Here is a 17047-nt window from a genome sequence, read left to right on the forward strand (position 1 = left end):
GGATGCTCACCCGAGTGTCCCAGCAGTTTTTTATGCGCCGAGCGTGCGACGCATATGAACGATTACTCTTCGTCCTCCAATTCCACGACCGACGGGTCGCCACCCGAGTAGTATCTCATGTCGCGGTACTTCGGGCGCAACAGGTTTTCAACGCTGAGCAGTTCATCCAGCGCAGCCTCGTCCAGAAGTCCCATTTCAAGAACAACCTCGCGAACGTTGCGACCACTACGCGCACACTCGCGACCAACCGCGTCACCGTTCGCGTGCCCGATCACCTCGTTAAGGTAGGTGACAATACCGATCGAGTTCAGGACATTGTTACGACAGACATCCTCGTTTGCCTCGATGCCGATGACGCAGAGCTCACGCAGGGTCCGTATCGCGTTCGTCAGCAGGTTGATGGACTCAAACAGAGTTTGGCCGATTACCGGCTCCATGACGTTCAGTTGCAACTGGCCAGCTTCAGCCGCGAAGGTCAGCGCCACATCGTTGCCCATCACCTTGAAGCACACCTGGTTCACGACCTCCGGGATCACCGGGTTCACCTTCGCCGGCATAATCGACGATCCGGCAGCGCGTTCAGGCAAGCGAATTTCACCCAAGCCCGCACGAGGTCCAGACGACAGAAGTCGCAGGTCATTGCAGATCTTCGATAGTTTAACCGCAAGACGTTTAATGGAGGCGTGCATCGACACGTAGGCACCAGTATCGGAGGTTGCTTCCAACAGGTTGTCCGCTCCCCTGATCGGCAATCCCGTGACCTCACGCAGGCAGTGAACGACGGTGTCCTGATATCCGTCAGGAGTATTCAGGCCAGTACCAATAGCGGTCGCGCCAAGGTTAACTTCCAGCAGTAGCGCCGAGTTGTTACGCAGACGCGGGATCTCTTCACCCAAGAGCACACTGAATGCTTCAAACTCTTTGCCTAGGCTCATAGGGACGGCATCCTGTAGCTGAGTGCGCCCCATCTTGATGACGTCGCGGAACTGCAAGCCCTTCGATGCGAAAGATTCGATCAAACGCTCAAGTTCATCCACCAGATCGTCGACCTTCTTGTACAAGCCCAAGCGGAAGCCGGTGGGATAGGCGTCGTTTGTCGACTGAGACTTGTTGACGTGATCATTCGGGTTGACGTACGCGTAGCGTCCCTTCGCGTACCCTAGGTGTTCCAGCGCAAGGTTAGCGACAACTTCGTTTGTATTCATATTGACGCTGGTGCCCGCACCACCTTGGAACACGTCGATCGGGAACTGATCCAAACAGCGCCCATCTTCCAGGATTTCGTCGCACGCCCAAATAATCGCATCGGCGATTGTGTCGCTCAGTGTCCCCAGCTTCCGGTTCGCCATTGCTGACGCTTTCTTGACGGCAACCATGCCACGGACAAATTCAGGTTCCTCAGCGATTGTCGAACCGGAGATCTGATAGTTCTCGATTGCGCGGAGCGTGTGAATACCCCAGTAAACCTCGAGCGGAACTTCTCGTGCGCCCAAGAGGTCTTCCTCGATACGCTTCGTTGCCCTCACCTGCGACTCCTTCGTCTGTCGTCTGTGGCTACGTGTGCTGAGCGATGCTTGTGAGCATACTCAGCTTCACTACTGTGTTGCGCTATCTATGGTGACGTAAATCTAGGACGAAAGTCCACGACTTGCCGAAACTACACAAAAGAAAAACCGTCTCATCACCTTTTCTTGACCGAAATCAAAGAAGATGAAAAGACGGTCCTCGAACGCGGTTTCACCTACACATGCCCGCAACACCGGAAAGCACATCGTCCACTGTCTCCCACGCTTCAACCTCAGTATCTCGAATCGATAGCTTCAACTCGTGTTCAATGCGTGCAACGATCGCGTACCTGACCAACGTATCGATATCCAGATCCTTTTTCAGCGTCAGGTCACCGCGCGCATCTTCGGGGGCAAGGTCGACAAATTCCAAGATGGCATCCATCGTCACCTCACGCGCGTGCTCAGTTTTAGGGGACGAGGCCTCCCCCGCTTCATTGATCGCACCGCCTGTTTCAGGGGAGATATCGGACTTCTCCCCTTCAGCGTTGAGCGTGTACCCGAGCAGGTCAGCGATCGAACCCACCGGTTAGCCGACCTTGGAATTCAGATAGCGAACCGGTGCGCCGGCACCGGCGTGACGGAAGGATTCCAGCTCATCGTCCCACGCTTGTCCGAGGGCAAGATCAAGGCCTTCGCGCAATTCCTCGTAATTCGTGGCGCTCTCAATGGCGGCACGAATACGGTCTTCAGGAACGACGACGTTTCCGACAGTGTCCATCTGCGAGTGGAAGATGCCGAGTGATGGAGTATGAGCCCAGCGACCACCGTCCGTGGAAGCCGTGGCTTCTTCGGTGACCTCGTAGCGCAGGTGTTCCCAGCCACGCAGAGCTGAGGCGAGGCGCGCACCCGAGTCGACCGGTCCGACCCACGAGAACTCGCAACGCACCATGCCGGGAGCAGCGTCTTGCGCGGTCCACTGAAGACGCACATCTTGACCGAGAGCCGTACCAACTGCCCATTCGATATGTGGGCACAGCGCGGGCGGTGTTGAATGCACGAAAAGTACACCGCGGGTGTATGTCCCTCTCAATGTGACCTCCATAGTCTTTGAGGATCGTCTTCCCCTACGCCCTCAACTAGCACTGCCACATCTCACAACGGTGTAATTTAACTGTAAACGCCGTCGCACCATATAGCAAGAGGGTGCGACGGCGTTGCAACGACTCGATCAGAAGTGTGAGTTACGAATGTCCCTCAAAGCCTTCTTACGAGTCTTACGATCCAGGCGATCAATGTAGATCATGCCATCCAAGTGATCGCACTCGTGCTGCAGGCAACGAGCCATCAGCTCTTCACCTTCAACAACGATCGTCTTACCGTCCAGGTTGATGCCTTCGACGCGCGCATACCACGCGCGTTCGGTCGGATACCAGAGATCAGGAACTGACAGGCACCCTTCATCACCGTCTTGGAATTCGTCAGCCGACAGTTCCACAATCTTCGGGTTGAGGACGTAGCCGATTTCGCCGTCAATGTTCCACGAGAACGCACGAAGACCGACACCGATCTGGTTGGCGGCAAGACCTGCGCGGCCTTCCATGTCAACACCTTCAAGCAGATCCTCGACCAGCAGCTTCACCGAAGCATCAATATCCGTGATCGGATCGCACTGGGTGCGCAGAATCGGATCGCCGATGATGCGAATATCGCGGATTGCCATCATTTGCCTCCAAGAATCTCAGCGTGAGCAGCCTTCAGAGCTTCAACGGCCTGCGCGAGTGGCATTTCGGTCTTTTCACCGGTGGCGCGCTGACGAACCTCGACCAGACCATCCTTCAGGCCACGGCCAACAACCAGAGCCAGTGGAATACCGATGAGCTCGGCGTCAGCGAACTTGACGCCAGCCGAGACCTTGCGACGATCATCGTAGAGGACGTCCATGCCGGCGGCTTCGAGTTCTTCAGCGAGGCCCTTGGCAGTGTCGAAGAGCTCATCGCCCTTACCGGTTGCCAGAACGTGCACGTCGAACGGTGCGATCTGAGCCGGCCACGCCAAACCCTTATCGTCGTGGTTCGACTCAGCGAGTGCTGCGAGCACGCGGGAAACGCCGATGCCGTACGAGCCCATGGTGACAACCTGGGACTTGCCGTTCTCGTCGAGAACCGTCAGGCCCAGAGCCTCCGCATACTTGCGACCAAGCTGGAAAATGTGGCCAATTTCGATGCCTCGTTCGAGGTGAAGCGAACCTGAACCGTCGGGAGCCTGATCGCCTTCGCGAACCTCGGCGGCCTCGATGGTGCCGTCGACTGCAAAATCGCGTCCCATAACCAGGTCGATCACATGGTGACGATCCTGGTTTGCGCCGGTCACCCAGGTGGTGCCCTCAACGACGCGAGGATCCACAAGATAGCGGACGGAACCGGTCGGGTTCCCGTCCTCGTCGGTTGTACGTGCCGGCGAGTTCGGTCCGATCACCTGCGGGCCAATGTAGCCACGGACCAGTTCGGGGTGGTCCTCGAAGTCCTTGTCGGTTGCCATTTCAACTTCGGCGGGTGCGACAGCTGCTTCGAGGCGCTTCATGTCGACCTCACGGTCACCGGGCAGGCCAATGACGAGCAGTTCACGCGAGCCGTCAGGCTGGGTCAGAACGACGACAACATTCTTCAACGTGTCAGCTGAGGTCCATGCACGACCGTCTTCACGCGGGTATTGTGCGTTCAGCAGATCAACGAGGGACTCAATGGTCGCACAATCCGGGGTCGGAACAACGCGAGCCGGACCCACGTTGGACGCATCGACCGGAGCCGGTGCCGACGTCGTCACTGCCTCAGCGTTTGCTGCATAACCACCGGGTGAACGAACGAAGGTGTCTTCGCCGATCGGGCTGGGGTGCAGGAATTCTTCCGAACGCGAGCCACCCATGGCGCCCGACATTGCGGACACGATGACGAATTCAAGACCAAGGCGATTGAAGATCCGCTGGTAGGTCTCGCGCTGCGCATTATAGGAAGCGTCCAGGCCCTCGTCGGTAAGATCGAAGGAATAGGCATCCTTCATGACGAATTCGCGACCTCGAATCAGGCCTGCACGCGGGCGAGCTTCGTCGCGATACTTCGTCTGAATCTGGTACAGGGTGGTCGGCAGATCCTTGTATGAGGAATACATGTCTTTCACCAGTAGGGTGAACATTTCCTCATGGGTGGGAGCCAGCAGGTAATCCCCCGCCTTGCGGTCGTTCAGCTTGAACAGCGTCGGACCGTATTCTTCCCAACGGTTCGTTGCCTTGTAGGGCTCTGCCGGGATCAGACCCGGGAAGTGAACTTCCTGAGCGCCCATGCGATCCATTTCTTCACGGACGATGCCTTCGACCTTGCGCAGAACGCGCAGGCCAAGAGGCAACCACGTGTAGATACCGGGGGCAGTGCGTCGGATGTAGCCGGCACGAACAAGGAGCTTGTGGGAATCGACCTCAGCGTCAGCTGGGTCTTCGCGCAAAGTGCGCACAAAGTATGACGATAGAGTTCTCAGCACGCCTTCAAGATTAGTGCACCACGTCAGTGGTGTGCACCTTGAGGTCATCGACGAGGCCGAGCTCCTCTTTTCTCACACATTGACGTTCAGGCTCTCACGCCCACGAAGCGCCTAGCCGTACGAGCATTGAGTTCTTTTTCGGCGACTTTAGGGTGTGTTCGGTAATAGTGCTCTGCTCGCCAGCCGGGGTACATCCATGTTGGCAGGCTCTGTCCACACATAATCCAGACAGCGATCAAGGGAACCAATGCAAAAAGGAAGATGACAATAGTGCGTTCGAACAGTGTCTCGTGGCCGATGATGGTCTGAGCACTGTAGGCACCGACTGCGATCCACAGGCACCCAACAACGGGCACAGCCGGCCAAATGATCGCTTGGATCTGAGGAATAACTGGAGTGGGGCTATACGGGAACAATCGTTCCATGGCAACGACGCGTGTACGACGAGTGAGACCAGCCCATACCCAGCACCAGCCAACAATGATGGTAAGGCCAGTTACTACGAGCATTGCTACGCCAGCCCACGGCGCCATATGTCCTCCTTTGGACCAGCCCGTCTAGCACAAACGATTTTGGCGAGCCACGACGGTTTCTCTAGTGTAACCGTCGAACGCGCCACGCGTCTGATTCAGAACGTTAGATGGACTCAGCTGCCTTACGGATGTCGCGAAGCATCATCATCGCCCCGTAGGTTTCAAGGGAAAGCAATCCGTAGAGCTTTGCCTTGTCAAGGTTGGTTCCGTCGCTGGTGTGACGTTCGCGCATATGGAGCATCGTGCGACCATTACCCAAGTCGAGCAGGGCAAGAACGCACGTTCCCATCTGATCGATTTCTTCACCCTCGGTTCCAGGCTTGGGAGCATTCAGGATGATGCACGATTCTTCCTCTTTAGCCTTTAGCAAGGATTCGTCTTCAAGAGCAGCTTCGATGATCGACCAGACAGTAGAAGCCGGAGCGTTAATTCGAACTGCTCGATCAACCTGAACGTCAGCGCGGGGCACAAGAAGATCACCGGGAAGTGAAATCAAGGCTTCTGAAGCGGTCAGACCCAGACGTTTCGGGAAACCGGTGGCGTACAGTGAGGCGCCGGTTGCAAGCAGTCCCAGACCGAAGGCACGTGATTTTTTCATTCTTTCAAGTCCTTTTCTTAGCGACCGACGGGAATAACTTCGACTTGACCATCCCCCTCAGTCAGACCCATTTCTTCAGCTAGCGCGTGTGCGCGAGCAATCAGAGTTTCAACGATCTGATCTTCGGGAACGGTGTCAACAACTTCACCGCGAATGAAGATCTGGCCCTTGCCGTTGCCCGACGCGACACCAAGGTCGGCTTCGCGAGCTTCACCAGGTCCGTTAACGACGCACCCCATGACGGCAACACGCAACGGAACGGTCAATTCCTTGAGACCTTCGGTGACGTTTTCTGCCAAGGTCCACACGTCAACTTGCGCGCGGCCACATGACGGGCATGAAACGATTTCAAGAGTGCGATCACGAAGCCCCATGTATTCAAGAAGCTTGGTGCCAACCTTGACTTCCTCGACCGGAGGCGCAGACAAGGACACGCGGATCGTGTCACCAATGCCTTCTGAAAGAAGAACCGAGAATGCGGACACCGACTTGATGGTGCCTTGGAATGCGGGACCGGCTTCGGTCACACCGAGGTGCAGTGGCCAGTCGCCCTTTTCCGACAGCTGGCGGTATGCCTCAACCATGGTGAGAACATCATGGTGCTTCACGGAGATCTTGAAGTCGTGGAAGTCATTTTCTTCGAACAGTGACGCTTCCCAGACTGCCGATTCAACGAGGGCCTCGGGAGTCGCCTTGCCGTACTTCTTCAGCAGACGAGGATCCAGCGAACCAGCATTCACGCCAATGCGCAAAGAAACACCGGCGTCGGATGCCGCCTTACAGATTTCTTTCACCTGGTCGTCGAACTTGCGGATGTTACCGGGGTTCACGCGGACAGCTCCACAGCCCGCATCAATGGCTGCAAACACGTACTTCGGGTTGAAGTGAATATCCGCGATAACGGGGATACGCGATTGCTGTGCGATGATCGCAAGCGCCTCAGCGTCCTTATCCGTCGGGCATGCGACACGAACGATGTCGCACCCTGCTGCGGTGAGCTCTGCAATCTGCTGCAAAGTTGCACCGATGTCGTGGGTTTTCGTTGTGGTCATCGACTGGACAGAAACGGGGGCGCCACCACCAACGCGAACATCTCCAACCATGATCGACCGCGTCTTCTTACGCGGGAACGGAGACGTCTTTACTGCGGGGATGCCTAAAGATATTTCACTCACGCGCTCATTATCTCCCACTTCGGCTGTTTCTTCTTAGCGCAAAGGTGTGGGAAAGGTTAATGAAGATATGTCACTGTCACCATTTAGTCTCTGCATTTCACTCAATGGACGCGAATTCAAGGGAGAAACATGGAAACCCGCGCTTTCACTTCACACCGGGCATCCGTTATCGGTGTTGGTACAAGGTAACTCGGAACTGACTGGGGTGATGTGAGTCCTCAAGCAGCTAAGGAGCTACTGGAGGTTAACACGCAGACGAGGTCGCAATCCACTGAAGGAGGGCAGCTTCGTCTTCATCTGTGGTGGACCACGAAATGACGAAACGAACCGCCACCGTGTCGGCGACCGGCGCCCATTTTTCGATAGCAAAACGCTCGCGCGCGTCCTCAGCCATTTCAAGCGGGAGAATCGGGAAGAGCTGGTTCGTCGGAGAATCCACCAGCATCTCAAAACCGGCGTCTTTGAATGCCTGTTCGATCCGCTGAGCGCGCTGGGTAGCCTCGCGCGTAATGCGAAGGTACAGACCGTCGGCGAACATCGTGCGGAACTGCGAGCCCAGGATCCAGCCCTTCGACGCCAGTCCGCCGTGGATCTTCATCATCGCACGCAGTGAGTAGTCAGCCTTTGACGCGTCGGGCAGGACGAGGGCTTCACCCATCATCATTCCGCACTTGGCGCCACCAATGGAGAACGCATCGGTCAGCGTTGCCAGGTCAGCGAAGGTCACGTCATTTGCTGACGACCCCATCGCATATCCCAAACGCGCGCCATCAACGTAAAGGCCAACGCCGAAGGAATGACAGATCTCAGAAATCGCAGTCAGTCGTTCGAGCGAATACAACGTTCCAAGCTCCGTGGGCTGGGAAATATAAACCAGGCCCGGCGCAGTCACATGCTCACGCACACCGCCGTCGCGCCATTCAAGAAGAGTCGCTTCGAGCTCACTTGGGTCCATCAGGCCATCATGCGAAGGAATCGTATGAACACGGTGCCCAGAATTTTCAATCGCACCGGCTTCGTGGGTAGCAATATGACCGTCAGCGGTGGCGATCACTGACTGCCACGGGCGCAAAAACAGGTCGATCGCAAGATCGTTAATCAGGGTTCCACCGGCCATGAAACGGACTGCTCCACCAGGAATACCGCACTGGTCGAGGATCAGCTTTTCAGCTTCATCGCAGATCGCATCCATTCCATAACCGGGGAACTTCTGCATTCCAAACGCCGTCAAATCGGCAAGAATCTGCGGGTGAGCAGTCGCGGAATAGTCGTTCGTAAAAACAGCCTTGGCCATTTCAACTCCAGTTCAACGCAATGAAAGCGGATCAACAATGTCAGCGATAACAAGCACGATGCTCATCACCGCCAATAATGCTCCCACAACCCAGGTCAGCGGTAATAATCGGGCGGTATCGACCGGGCCAGGATTCGGCTTTCCTCCCATGCGTGCCACTCCTCCGCGCACGCCTTCGTAGAGCGCACCAATGATGTGCCCACCATCGAGAGGCGGCAGAGGAATCAGATTGAAAACCGCCAACGCCATATTCAGCGAGGCCATCAGACTCAAAAGGAACGCAATCTGAGAACGCACATCCGCGACGCCACTGCCCGCAGAATCGCTGGTCACCTCACCAGCAATTCGTGACACTCCAACAATCGAAATCAAGCCTGACGAATCGCGTTCGCTTCCCGTCACCATCGACATCGTAACGTTCCACAGGGACTGTGGAATCTTCGTAATTGCACCCACCGTGCCCGTGAACATGTAGCGATATTCCTTGGCCGCATCCCACATCGAGGCCGCCGTATATTCATATCCGGCAGTCACGCCCACCACGTACGTGCCGTCATCCATCTTGCGCGGATATAACGAGGCCTCATGAAGGTCGCCATCGCGTTCAAAGGTCACCTGAAGAGGCTGTCCATTGGACGAGGTAATGGAGTCTCTAAAGGCAGACCAGTCATTCAAGTTCCGGCCATCAAGCGCGATGAGAGTGTCGCCCCCGGTCAGACCGGCCTCGTACGCCGGAGACGCAACGGTACCCGCATTCGTCTGAATTGTCGCAGACACATCCGCAAGCGTTAACGAGGCAGTGCGGAAACCAATGCCGACCATCGCAATAACGAGGAAAAGGAACGCAAGCAAGAAACTCATCGCGGGTCCAGCCGCCATAACAATTGCTTTCTTCCACCACGTCAGACACCAGAATGCACGGTGTGCACACCCTTCGGGCATTTCTTGGGCACTCTGGTGGCGGGCTTCTTCAGCAAGATCCCGCTGTCCCTTCGAATTCAGCGTGCGACGACCCGGCTTGGCAGGGGCGAACATGCCGAGGATACGCACGTAACCACCCAGCGGAATCGCGCGAAAAACAACCAACGTGCCTTTGACTTCACGCGACACAATCTTCGGACCAAAACCGATCGCATATTCACTGACGACCGCGCCGAATTTCTTCGCCGGAACAAGGTGGCCAAGCTCGTGAAGACCAACGGTGATGATAAAGCCGACGACAACGGCAAAGATCCCCGCCAGGTAGCTCATGAAGATCTACTCACCAGCGCATTCGCCTGCGCGCGCGCCCATTCTTCGACCCCAAGAATGTCATCCAACGTCGGGTCTGCAATACCATCGTGAGACTCAACAACCTTTGTCAAAGAATCGACAATGCCCAGCCACGGTAGTTTCTTGGCTAAAAACGCATCGACGAACACTTCATTCGCAGCGTTGTACACCGCTGCGTGCGTCGGTGACGAGGCCACCGCATGACGCGCAAGATTGATGGCAGGGAAGGTATCGCTATCGACCGGTTCAAAGGTCCAACTCTGCGCATCGGCCCACGTCAGAGGCTTTTCCACGTCGTGCAGGCGCTCGGGCCATGTCAAGCCCAGGGCGATGGGCAGACGCATGTCGGGTGGCGAAGCCTGAAGCGTTGTTGCACCGTCAATCCACGTCACCATTGAGTGCACGATCGACTGCGGGTGAACAGTCGTCACAATGTGCTCGGGAGCCACATCAAACAGCAGGTGAGCCTCAATCAGCTCCAGCCCCTTGTTGACCAGCGTCGAGGAATTGATCGTGACAACCGGACCCATGTTCCACGTCGGGTGAGCAAGAGCAGCTTCCGGAGTGATATCAGCAAGTTCAGCGCGCTTCTTACCCCTAAACGGGCCACCTGATGCCGTCAGAACAAGATCGGCCACCTCAGTGTGGCCGGTGACCACTGGTGAAGTGAGGCCGGCCTCGTGAACTCCACTGGCCAACGCCTGAGCGATAGCCGAATGCTCGGAGTCGACAGGCACAATCTGACCCGGACGCACACAGGCGCTACGCACCACATGGCCACCCACAACCAACGATTCCTTATTCGCCAAAGCTAGCGTCGCACCGGACTTCAAAGCAGCCAGCGTGGGAAGCAGACCCACTCCCCCGGTGATACCGTTCAGGACAACTCCGTCAGGAACAAGTGAAGCCACCTGAGTTGCCCCGTCCGGCCCTTCGATAATCTGCGGGTGCGCAGACGAATCAATGGTATGAATCGCGTCGCGTAGCTCGCCACCAACACGGCGATCCACACTGACGACAGGAACATCGAACTCAACCACCTGGCGCGCAAGACGCTCAATATTGCCGCCGCCAGCAGCAAGACCTCGGATATCGAAACGCAACGGATTCGCGCGAACGATATCCAACGCTTGAGTACCAATCGAACCGGTCGACCCCAGCAGGACAATCGGCTGACGCGAAGAAGTCACGATTCGCCCTCCCAATCAGGAAACAGCCAGAAGAATCTCTACGGCGCGCCCAAGATAGGCGTCAACCGTTCCTTCCGTGTAGCCCTTCTTGCCACGAGCAGGCTGGAAAACAGCAAGACGAACGTCATCGACGCTCATCTCAGTGCCCTCGTCAAAATAGGCGGCCAAACGATCCAGCAGATCATCAACCTGAGCCGCGTCATATCCACGACCGGATTCCGGGTGTGAGAAACGCTCGCCCCGAGGACGCATCAGGCGGTCGTACAGCGTCGTTGCGCGCTCGGCAACCTTCTCGAACCATGCGGCCTCGCCGTTAACAGCAATATGATCCGCACGATCGCGCTGAACAAAGGCCGCTTCAAGACGGCTCATCGCGGAATCAACAGCATCAATCGCGTAGCCACGACGCTTCAATGGGAACGTCGCCTGGCGAACCTGCTGTGCAGAGAACTGCTCTGCCGGCAAGCCACCTTCATACGCCTGGCGCGCGTCCGCAAAGAAAGCGTCCACACGCTCAGTCGCATAGCCGTGACGCCAGAAGCTCACTCGTGGGAAAGAGTCACTCATCGAGTCTCCTGAATTGAAGTGGAATCTGAATTGATAGACCGACGCTTCGCATTCGCTTCCTTCACCGCTGTTGCGAGCTGACCGCACGCACCATCAATGTCAGAACCGCGAGTATCGCGAATCGTCGTTGAAATCCCATTGTTGCGCAGAGTAGCGACAAATGTGTCCTGAGCACGCCGAGTAGACGCAGTCCAGATTGTGCCGGGAGTCGGATTCAACGGAATTGGGTTCACATGAGCCCACCCGTGACCGCGCTTATTGAGCTCATCAGCAAGCAATTGGGCACGGTATTCCTGATCGTTCATATCCTTGATCAGCGCGTACTCAATCGACACGCGACGACCCGTCGCAACAAAGTATCGGCGAGCAGCATCAAGCAACTCCCCCACCTTCCAGCGCGAGTTAATCGGAATCAACTCGTCGCGAAGGTCATCATCGGGAGCATGCAACGAAACTGCCAACGTCACAGGCATGCCTTCTTTCGCCAGCTTGTCGATCGCGGGAACCAAACCCACCGTCGACACAGTGACGTTTCGAGCTGAAAGTCCAAAGCCTTCTGGGCTGGGATCAATCAGGCGGCGCAGAGTATTCACGACCGTGCGGTAGTTAGCAAGCGGTTCGCCCATACCCATAAACACAACGTTAGAGAGGTGCGTCGGCCCGCCGGGAAGCTCGCCATCCCGACACGCAATCTGCGCTTGGCGCACCTGATCGACAATTTCGCCCGTCGACAGGTTACGAGTCAGCCCCATCTGGCCGGTCGCGCAGAACGGACACGCCATGCCACATCCTGCCTGCGAAGAAATACACAAGGTCGTGCGCTGCGGGTAACGCATCAGCACGGATTCAACGCGCGCCCCATCGAAAAGCTCCCAAAGGTGCTTAATCGTCATCCCGCCATCCGCGTGTTGCGCGACGACTTGGCGAACCAGTTCAGGCAACAGACCTTCACGAATTGCATCGTGCATCGATGCGGGAATATCACTCATCTTCGCCGGATCGGCTTCGAAGTGATCAAAATAATGTCGAGAAAGCTGGTCAGCACGGAAACCGGGAAGACCCAGATCCTTCAGGACCTGCTTACGTCCTTTTGCATCCACGTCAGCGAGGTGAGCAGGTGCCTTGCCAGGTTTAGCTGGCGCGAAAGAAATCACCGGCTTCGCATCGGCTGACGTTGCTCCTTCTGGGGGCTGGTCAGTCGGACGCACTTCACGCCGACGCTGTTTTTCGAATTCGAGGCTCATAGGATTCCTTACAGCGTCCAGGTGAAGATCATAAACATAAGCGGTGCAACCATCAGCAAAGCATCAACGCGGTCAAGGACACCGCCATGCCCCGGCAGAATTTGCGACATATCCTTCAGACCGGTTTCACGCTTGATTAACGATTCAGTGAGATCACCGAGCGTGCCGACAACACACGCAACAACGCCGGCAAGGAGTCCGAATGCCCAGTGGCCACCAAGTGCCCAGAAAGCAAGTCCACCAAGTGCGACAGAAGCAATTGTCGAGCCGATGAAGCCTTCCCAGGACTTCTTGGGTGATAGACGAGGCGCCATCGGATGTTTGCCGAATAGAACGCCTGCGACCCAGCCACCGGTATCGGATGCGACGACTAAGCCAACGTAGGTGAGAACCACCCATGGGTTACCGAACTGGCGCATCATCAGCACAACGAACGAGGCAAGGAAAGGAACATACAGCGCGACAAAGACCGATGCAATGACGTCGTTAATCCGCCCCTTGGGGTTCGGATCCAAGATTCGCCACGCAACAACAGCGAAAATGGTTGCGTACAGGGCAAAGAGGAGCGCTTCTGCGCCAAGAGACCATGCGCACGTGACCATGCCGATAGCTCCCGCATACAGCGGAGCCATCGTCAGCTTTGTTTCTAGGTGGGCGAATGCGCCACCTAACTCATATAAACCCGCCAGCGACGCCAGCACAATGAACAGTGTCAAAAGTGGCGGTACATAAAACAAGCAGATACCGACGAAAAGAATCAAAACAACGGCAGTAGATACTGCTGCTGGAAGATTACGTCCTGCCTTCCCGGTGGCTGCCAGTGGTTCCTTCACCTTCGTTGGTTGCGGAGAGAAAAACTTCGCAACCAACGAAGGGGAAGAATGATCAGAGGCGCTCACAGCGTCAGGAGCTCAGCTTCCTTGGATGCAAGAAGCTTGTCAACCTGTTCGACCTGCTTCTTCGTCAGCGATTCGAGGCTTTTTTCTGCACGATCGACCTCGTCTTCGCCGGCTTCGCCGTCTTTCTTCAGCTTATCGAGCTGTTCCTTTGCCTTACGACGAACGTTACGAACTGCGACGCGAGCATCTTCGGCCTTGGTCTTTGCGAGCTTCACGTATTCCTTACGACGTTCTTCAGTCAAGGCAGGAAGAACAACGCGGACAACGTTGCCATCATCGGTCGGGTTCACACCCAGATCAGATTCACGCAGGGCCTTCAAGATCTCATTCGTGGCAGTGCGATCGAACGGGGAGATCAACACGGTACGAGCTTCAGGAATCTGGAAAGAAGCGAGCTGTTGCATCGGCGTGGGTGCACCGTAGTAGTCGACAAGAATCTGCTCGAACATCGCGGCGTTTGCGCGACCGGTGCGGATATTGCCAAATTCGTGGCGTGCGGATTCAACCGCACGGTCCATCTTTTCCTCGGTTTCAAGGAGGATGTCGTCAATCATTCGTGACTCCTATGTTGATCAGTCTTGCGCAGTCACAAGAGTACCGATTGTCTCACCCATCAGGGCAGCAGTCACATTGCCTGCTTCAGACATTCCGAAAACTCGTGTCTGTAAACCATTATCACGGCAAAGTGCCAAAGCTGTTGCATCCATGACCTTGAGTTCCTGAGAAAGGGCATCCGAGTACGTCAGGAATTCAAGACGCTTCGCGTCCGGGTTCAGGCGCGGATCGTCATCGTACACACCATCCACGCCGTTCTTAGCAACAAGAAGCTCGTCGCAGTGGGTTTCAAGAGCACGCTGAGCTGAAACCGTGTCCGTCGAGAAGAACGGCATACCGGCACCCGCACCGAAGATAACAACGCGCCCCTTTTCCATATGGCGAATAGCGCGCAACGGAATGTAGGGTTCACCAACCTGGGTCATCGTAATTGCGGATTGAACACGCGCAGGAACACCGGCTTGTTCGATGAAGTCTTGAAGCGCAAGGGCGTTCATCACGGTACCGAGCATGCCCATGTAGTCGGCGCGGGAACGATCCATTCCTGCTTTAGCTAGCTGTGCACCGCGGAAGAAGTTACCGCCACCAACGACGACTGCGACTTCAATGCCTCGACGGACAGCAATAGCAATCTGGTGAGCAATATCGCGAACGACAGTGGGGTCAAGACCAACGGCGCCACCGCCGAAAGCTTCACCAGACAGTTTAAGAAGGACCCTACGAGTATGAGGCATGCGCGTTTCTCCTGTTCACGCGGTAAGAAGCATTAGTACACAGGATAGCCGAATGACCCCGCCCATTTGGGCGGGGTCATTCATGCGTTATCAGGCTCCGACGTGAACGCGAACGAACTCGGTCACCTTTGCGCCGGCCTCGGCAAGAACCTTGCCGACCGACTTAGAGGGATCGCGAGCGAACGCCTGGTCCACGAGGCAGTTGTCCTTGAAGTAGGCTTCCATGCGACCTTCGACGATCTTGCCGACGATGTGCTCGGGCTTGCCTTCTTCGAGCGTGATCTTCGTGAGAGTCTCGCGCTCCTTCTCGAGGACGTCAGCAGGAACGGCATCGCGATCAAGGTATGCCGGCATGTAAGCGGCAATGTGCATTGCGATGTCGTGAGCAACTGAAGCGCCAGCTGCGTCGGTGACGACGAAGACGCCAACCTGCGGGGGGAGGTCGGGGCTGGTCTGGTGCAGGTACAGGTCAACGTTCTCGCCCTCGACGCGCACAACGCGACGGATTTCGAGCTTTTCGCCGATAACTGCTGCCATGGAATTGAGCTTGTCCTGAACGGTCTCGTCGCCCATGGGGGATGCGAGGAGAGACTCAAGATTGGATGCGCCCGAAGCAACGGCTGCTGCGAGAACCTCGTTTGCGAAGTCAATGAACTTCTGGTTCTTTGCAACGAAGTCGGTTTCGGAGTTGACCTCGACGAGGACGCCAACGCCATCGTCAACCTGAGCGACCAGAAGGCCGGCGGATGCCTGACGATCTTCGCGCTTGGAGAGCGACTTCAGCCCCTTCAGGCGGATGATTTCGAGAGCCTTTTCAGCATCGCCATCAGCCTCGGTCAGAGCCTTCTTCACGTCCATCATGCCTGCGCCGGTCTGCTCACGCAGAGCCTTGACGTCAGCAGCGGTGAAATTCGCCATTGATGTCTCTTTCTACTTTGAAGTTGGTAAAGATCAGTTCTCGGCGGGGGCTTCGGTAGCCGGAGCTTCTTCAGCCTTGGCTTCGCCCTTGTCGCCTTCGAGGAGTTCGCGTTCCCACTCGGCGAGCGGTTCTGCAACGGTTTCTGCCGAGTCAGCGGACTTGCGGGTTTCGGAACGAGCGAGGAGGCCCTCTGCGACTGCGTCTGCGATCACGCGGGTGAGCAGTGCAACTGCGCGGATGGCATCGTCGTTACCGGGGATGCGGTAGTCGACCTCGTCCGGATCAGCGTTGGTGTCGAGAATGGCGACGATCGGGATGTTGAGCTTGCGAGCTTCGGAAACCGCGAGGTGTTCCTTCTTCGGGTCAACGATCCAGATGGCGGACGGGGTCTTGGCCATGTCGCGGATGCCACCGAGTGTGCGAGCCAGCTTGTCCTTCTCACGACGCATCATGAGGAGTTCCTTCTTGGTGCGGCCGGATGCGGCGACATCGTCGAAGTCGATCTGCTCGAGTTCCTTGAGGCGCTGGAGACGCTTGGAAACGGTGGAGAAGTTGGTGAGCATGCCACCGAGCCAGCGGTGGTTTACGTACGGCATGCCAACGCGGGTTGCCTGCTCTGCGACGGCTTCCTGCGCCTGCTTCTTGGTGCCAACGAAGAGGATGGTGCCACCGTGTGCGACGGTCTGCTTCACGAAATCGTAAGCAATGTCGATGTCAGCAATGGTCTGCTGAAGATCGATGATGTAGATGCCGTTGCGTTCGGTGAGGATGAAACGCTTCATCTTCGGGTTCCAGCGGCGGGTCTGGTGACCGAAGTGGACACCGGACTCGAGGAGCTGACGCATGGTTACGACTGCCATTGAATCGTCCTTCCCCGCAAAACTGCGGGATCATGAGGGTTTTCACCCTCGGTTTCAGTTACGTGCTGTGCGCGGGTACGCAAGCCCTGGTGCCATGACTTAAGTTCACCTCGAAAGGACCTGGAACTTATGCCCACCGCGGAAGACCGCTGACGTGAAAATGGCACG

The 17047-nt window shown here is 56.5% G+C and carries 18 protein-coding genes; all 18 read right to left on the minus strand.

The genetic code is table 11. From position 1 onward, the window contains the following. Positions 1-62: 62 nt before the first annotated feature. Positions 63-1526, minus strand: coding sequence for an aspartate ammonia-lyase (gene aspA, locus AC5RE1_RS06480; RefSeq protein WP_493938470.1), 1464 nt, complete (start codon positions 1524-1526; stop codon positions 63-65). A 211-nt stretch (positions 1527-1737) separates the two neighbouring features. After that, positions 1738-2091, minus strand: a complete 354-nt coding sequence (locus AC5RE1_RS06485; RefSeq protein ID WP_493938471.1) for an acyl carrier protein — start codon at positions 2089-2091, stop codon at positions 1738-1740. A gap of 3 nt (positions 2092-2094) precedes the next feature. Beyond that, positions 2095-2598: a DUF3145 domain-containing protein gene (locus AC5RE1_RS06490; RefSeq protein ID WP_006681156.1), complete on the minus strand. Its 504-nt coding sequence runs from the start codon at positions 2596-2598 to the stop codon at positions 2095-2097. A gap of 138 nt (positions 2599-2736) precedes the next feature. Then, the gene (gene def / locus AC5RE1_RS06495) at positions 2737-3228 is read right to left on the minus strand and encodes a peptide deformylase (protein ID WP_006681157.1); all 492 of its coding nucleotides are present in this window, start codon (positions 3226-3228) and stop codon (positions 2737-2739) included. Further along, positions 3228-5039 (minus strand): proline--tRNA ligase, encoded by a 1812-nt coding sequence (locus tag AC5RE1_RS06500; RefSeq protein WP_285067338.1) that lies wholly within the window; start codon positions 5037-5039, stop codon positions 3228-3230. Before AC5RE1_RS06500 ends, def begins: the two co-directional genes overlap by 1 nt. 86 nt (positions 5040-5125) lie before the next feature. Then, positions 5126-5572 carry a hypothetical protein gene (locus AC5RE1_RS06505; RefSeq protein ID WP_006681159.1) on the minus strand — a complete coding sequence of 149 codons (447 nt, stop codon included), beginning with the start codon at positions 5570-5572 and terminating at the stop codon, positions 5126-5128. A 103-nt stretch (positions 5573-5675) separates the two neighbouring features. Next, positions 5676-6170: a hypothetical protein gene (locus AC5RE1_RS06510; protein ID WP_006681160.1), complete on the minus strand. Its 495-nt coding sequence runs from the start codon at positions 6168-6170 to the stop codon at positions 5676-5678. 17 nt (positions 6171-6187) lie between these two features. Then, the gene (ispG, locus tag AC5RE1_RS06515) at positions 6188-7363 is read right to left on the minus strand and encodes a flavodoxin-dependent (E)-4-hydroxy-3-methylbut-2-enyl-diphosphate synthase (protein WP_006681161.1); all 1176 of its coding nucleotides are present in this window, start codon (positions 7361-7363) and stop codon (positions 6188-6190) included. Positions 7364-7589: 226 nt separating this feature from the next. Continuing rightward, positions 7590-8639, minus strand: coding sequence for a threonine aldolase family protein (locus tag AC5RE1_RS06520; protein ID WP_285067335.1), 1050 nt, complete (start codon positions 8637-8639; stop codon positions 7590-7592). Between the two features lie 12 nt (positions 8640-8651). Next, positions 8652-9890 carry a M50 family metallopeptidase gene (locus AC5RE1_RS06525; protein ID WP_493938472.1) on the minus strand — a complete coding sequence of 413 codons (1239 nt, stop codon included), beginning with the start codon at positions 9888-9890 and terminating at the stop codon, positions 8652-8654. After that, positions 9887-11101 (minus strand): 1-deoxy-D-xylulose-5-phosphate reductoisomerase, encoded by a 1215-nt coding sequence (dxr, locus tag AC5RE1_RS06530; protein ID WP_219585177.1) that lies wholly within the window; start codon positions 11099-11101, stop codon positions 9887-9889. The genes AC5RE1_RS06525 and dxr overlap by 4 nt, the downstream gene beginning before the upstream one ends. A gap of 15 nt (positions 11102-11116) precedes the next feature. Then, positions 11117-11668, minus strand: coding sequence for a DivIVA domain-containing protein (locus AC5RE1_RS06535; RefSeq protein ID WP_101627854.1), 552 nt, complete (start codon positions 11666-11668; stop codon positions 11117-11119). Further along, on the minus strand, positions 11665-12912 hold the full coding sequence (gene rlmN, locus AC5RE1_RS06540; RefSeq protein ID WP_006681166.1) for a dual-specificity RNA methyltransferase RlmN: 1248 nt from the start codon (positions 12910-12912) through the stop codon (positions 11665-11667). The genes AC5RE1_RS06535 and rlmN overlap by 4 nt, the downstream gene beginning before the upstream one ends. A gap of 8 nt (positions 12913-12920) precedes the next feature. Beyond that, positions 12921-13811 carry a phosphatidate cytidylyltransferase gene (locus tag AC5RE1_RS06545; protein WP_103631876.1) on the minus strand — a complete coding sequence of 297 codons (891 nt, stop codon included), beginning with the start codon at positions 13809-13811 and terminating at the stop codon, positions 12921-12923. Beyond that, a complete protein-coding gene (gene frr / locus AC5RE1_RS06550; protein WP_006681168.1) occupies positions 13808-14365 on the minus strand; it encodes a ribosome recycling factor in 558 nt (185 codons plus the stop codon). The genes AC5RE1_RS06545 and frr overlap by 4 nt, the downstream gene beginning before the upstream one ends. Before the next feature lie 18 nt (positions 14366-14383). Then, a complete protein-coding gene (pyrH, locus tag AC5RE1_RS06555) occupies positions 14384-15100 on the minus strand; it encodes a UMP kinase (RefSeq protein WP_006681169.1) in 717 nt (238 codons plus the stop codon). A 90-nt stretch (positions 15101-15190) separates the two neighbouring features. Further along, complete coding sequence (tsf, locus tag AC5RE1_RS06560) at positions 15191-16018, minus strand: translation elongation factor Ts (protein ID WP_006681170.1); 828 nt, start codon at positions 16016-16018, stop codon at positions 15191-15193. 33 nt (positions 16019-16051) lie between these two features. After that, positions 16052-16879, minus strand: coding sequence for a 30S ribosomal protein S2 (gene rpsB / locus AC5RE1_RS06565; protein ID WP_006681171.1), 828 nt, complete (start codon positions 16877-16879; stop codon positions 16052-16054). Positions 16880-17047 lie beyond the last annotated feature (168 nt).

Source organism: Actinotignum sp. usb-actsch-rep-73, from assembly GCF_059082735.1.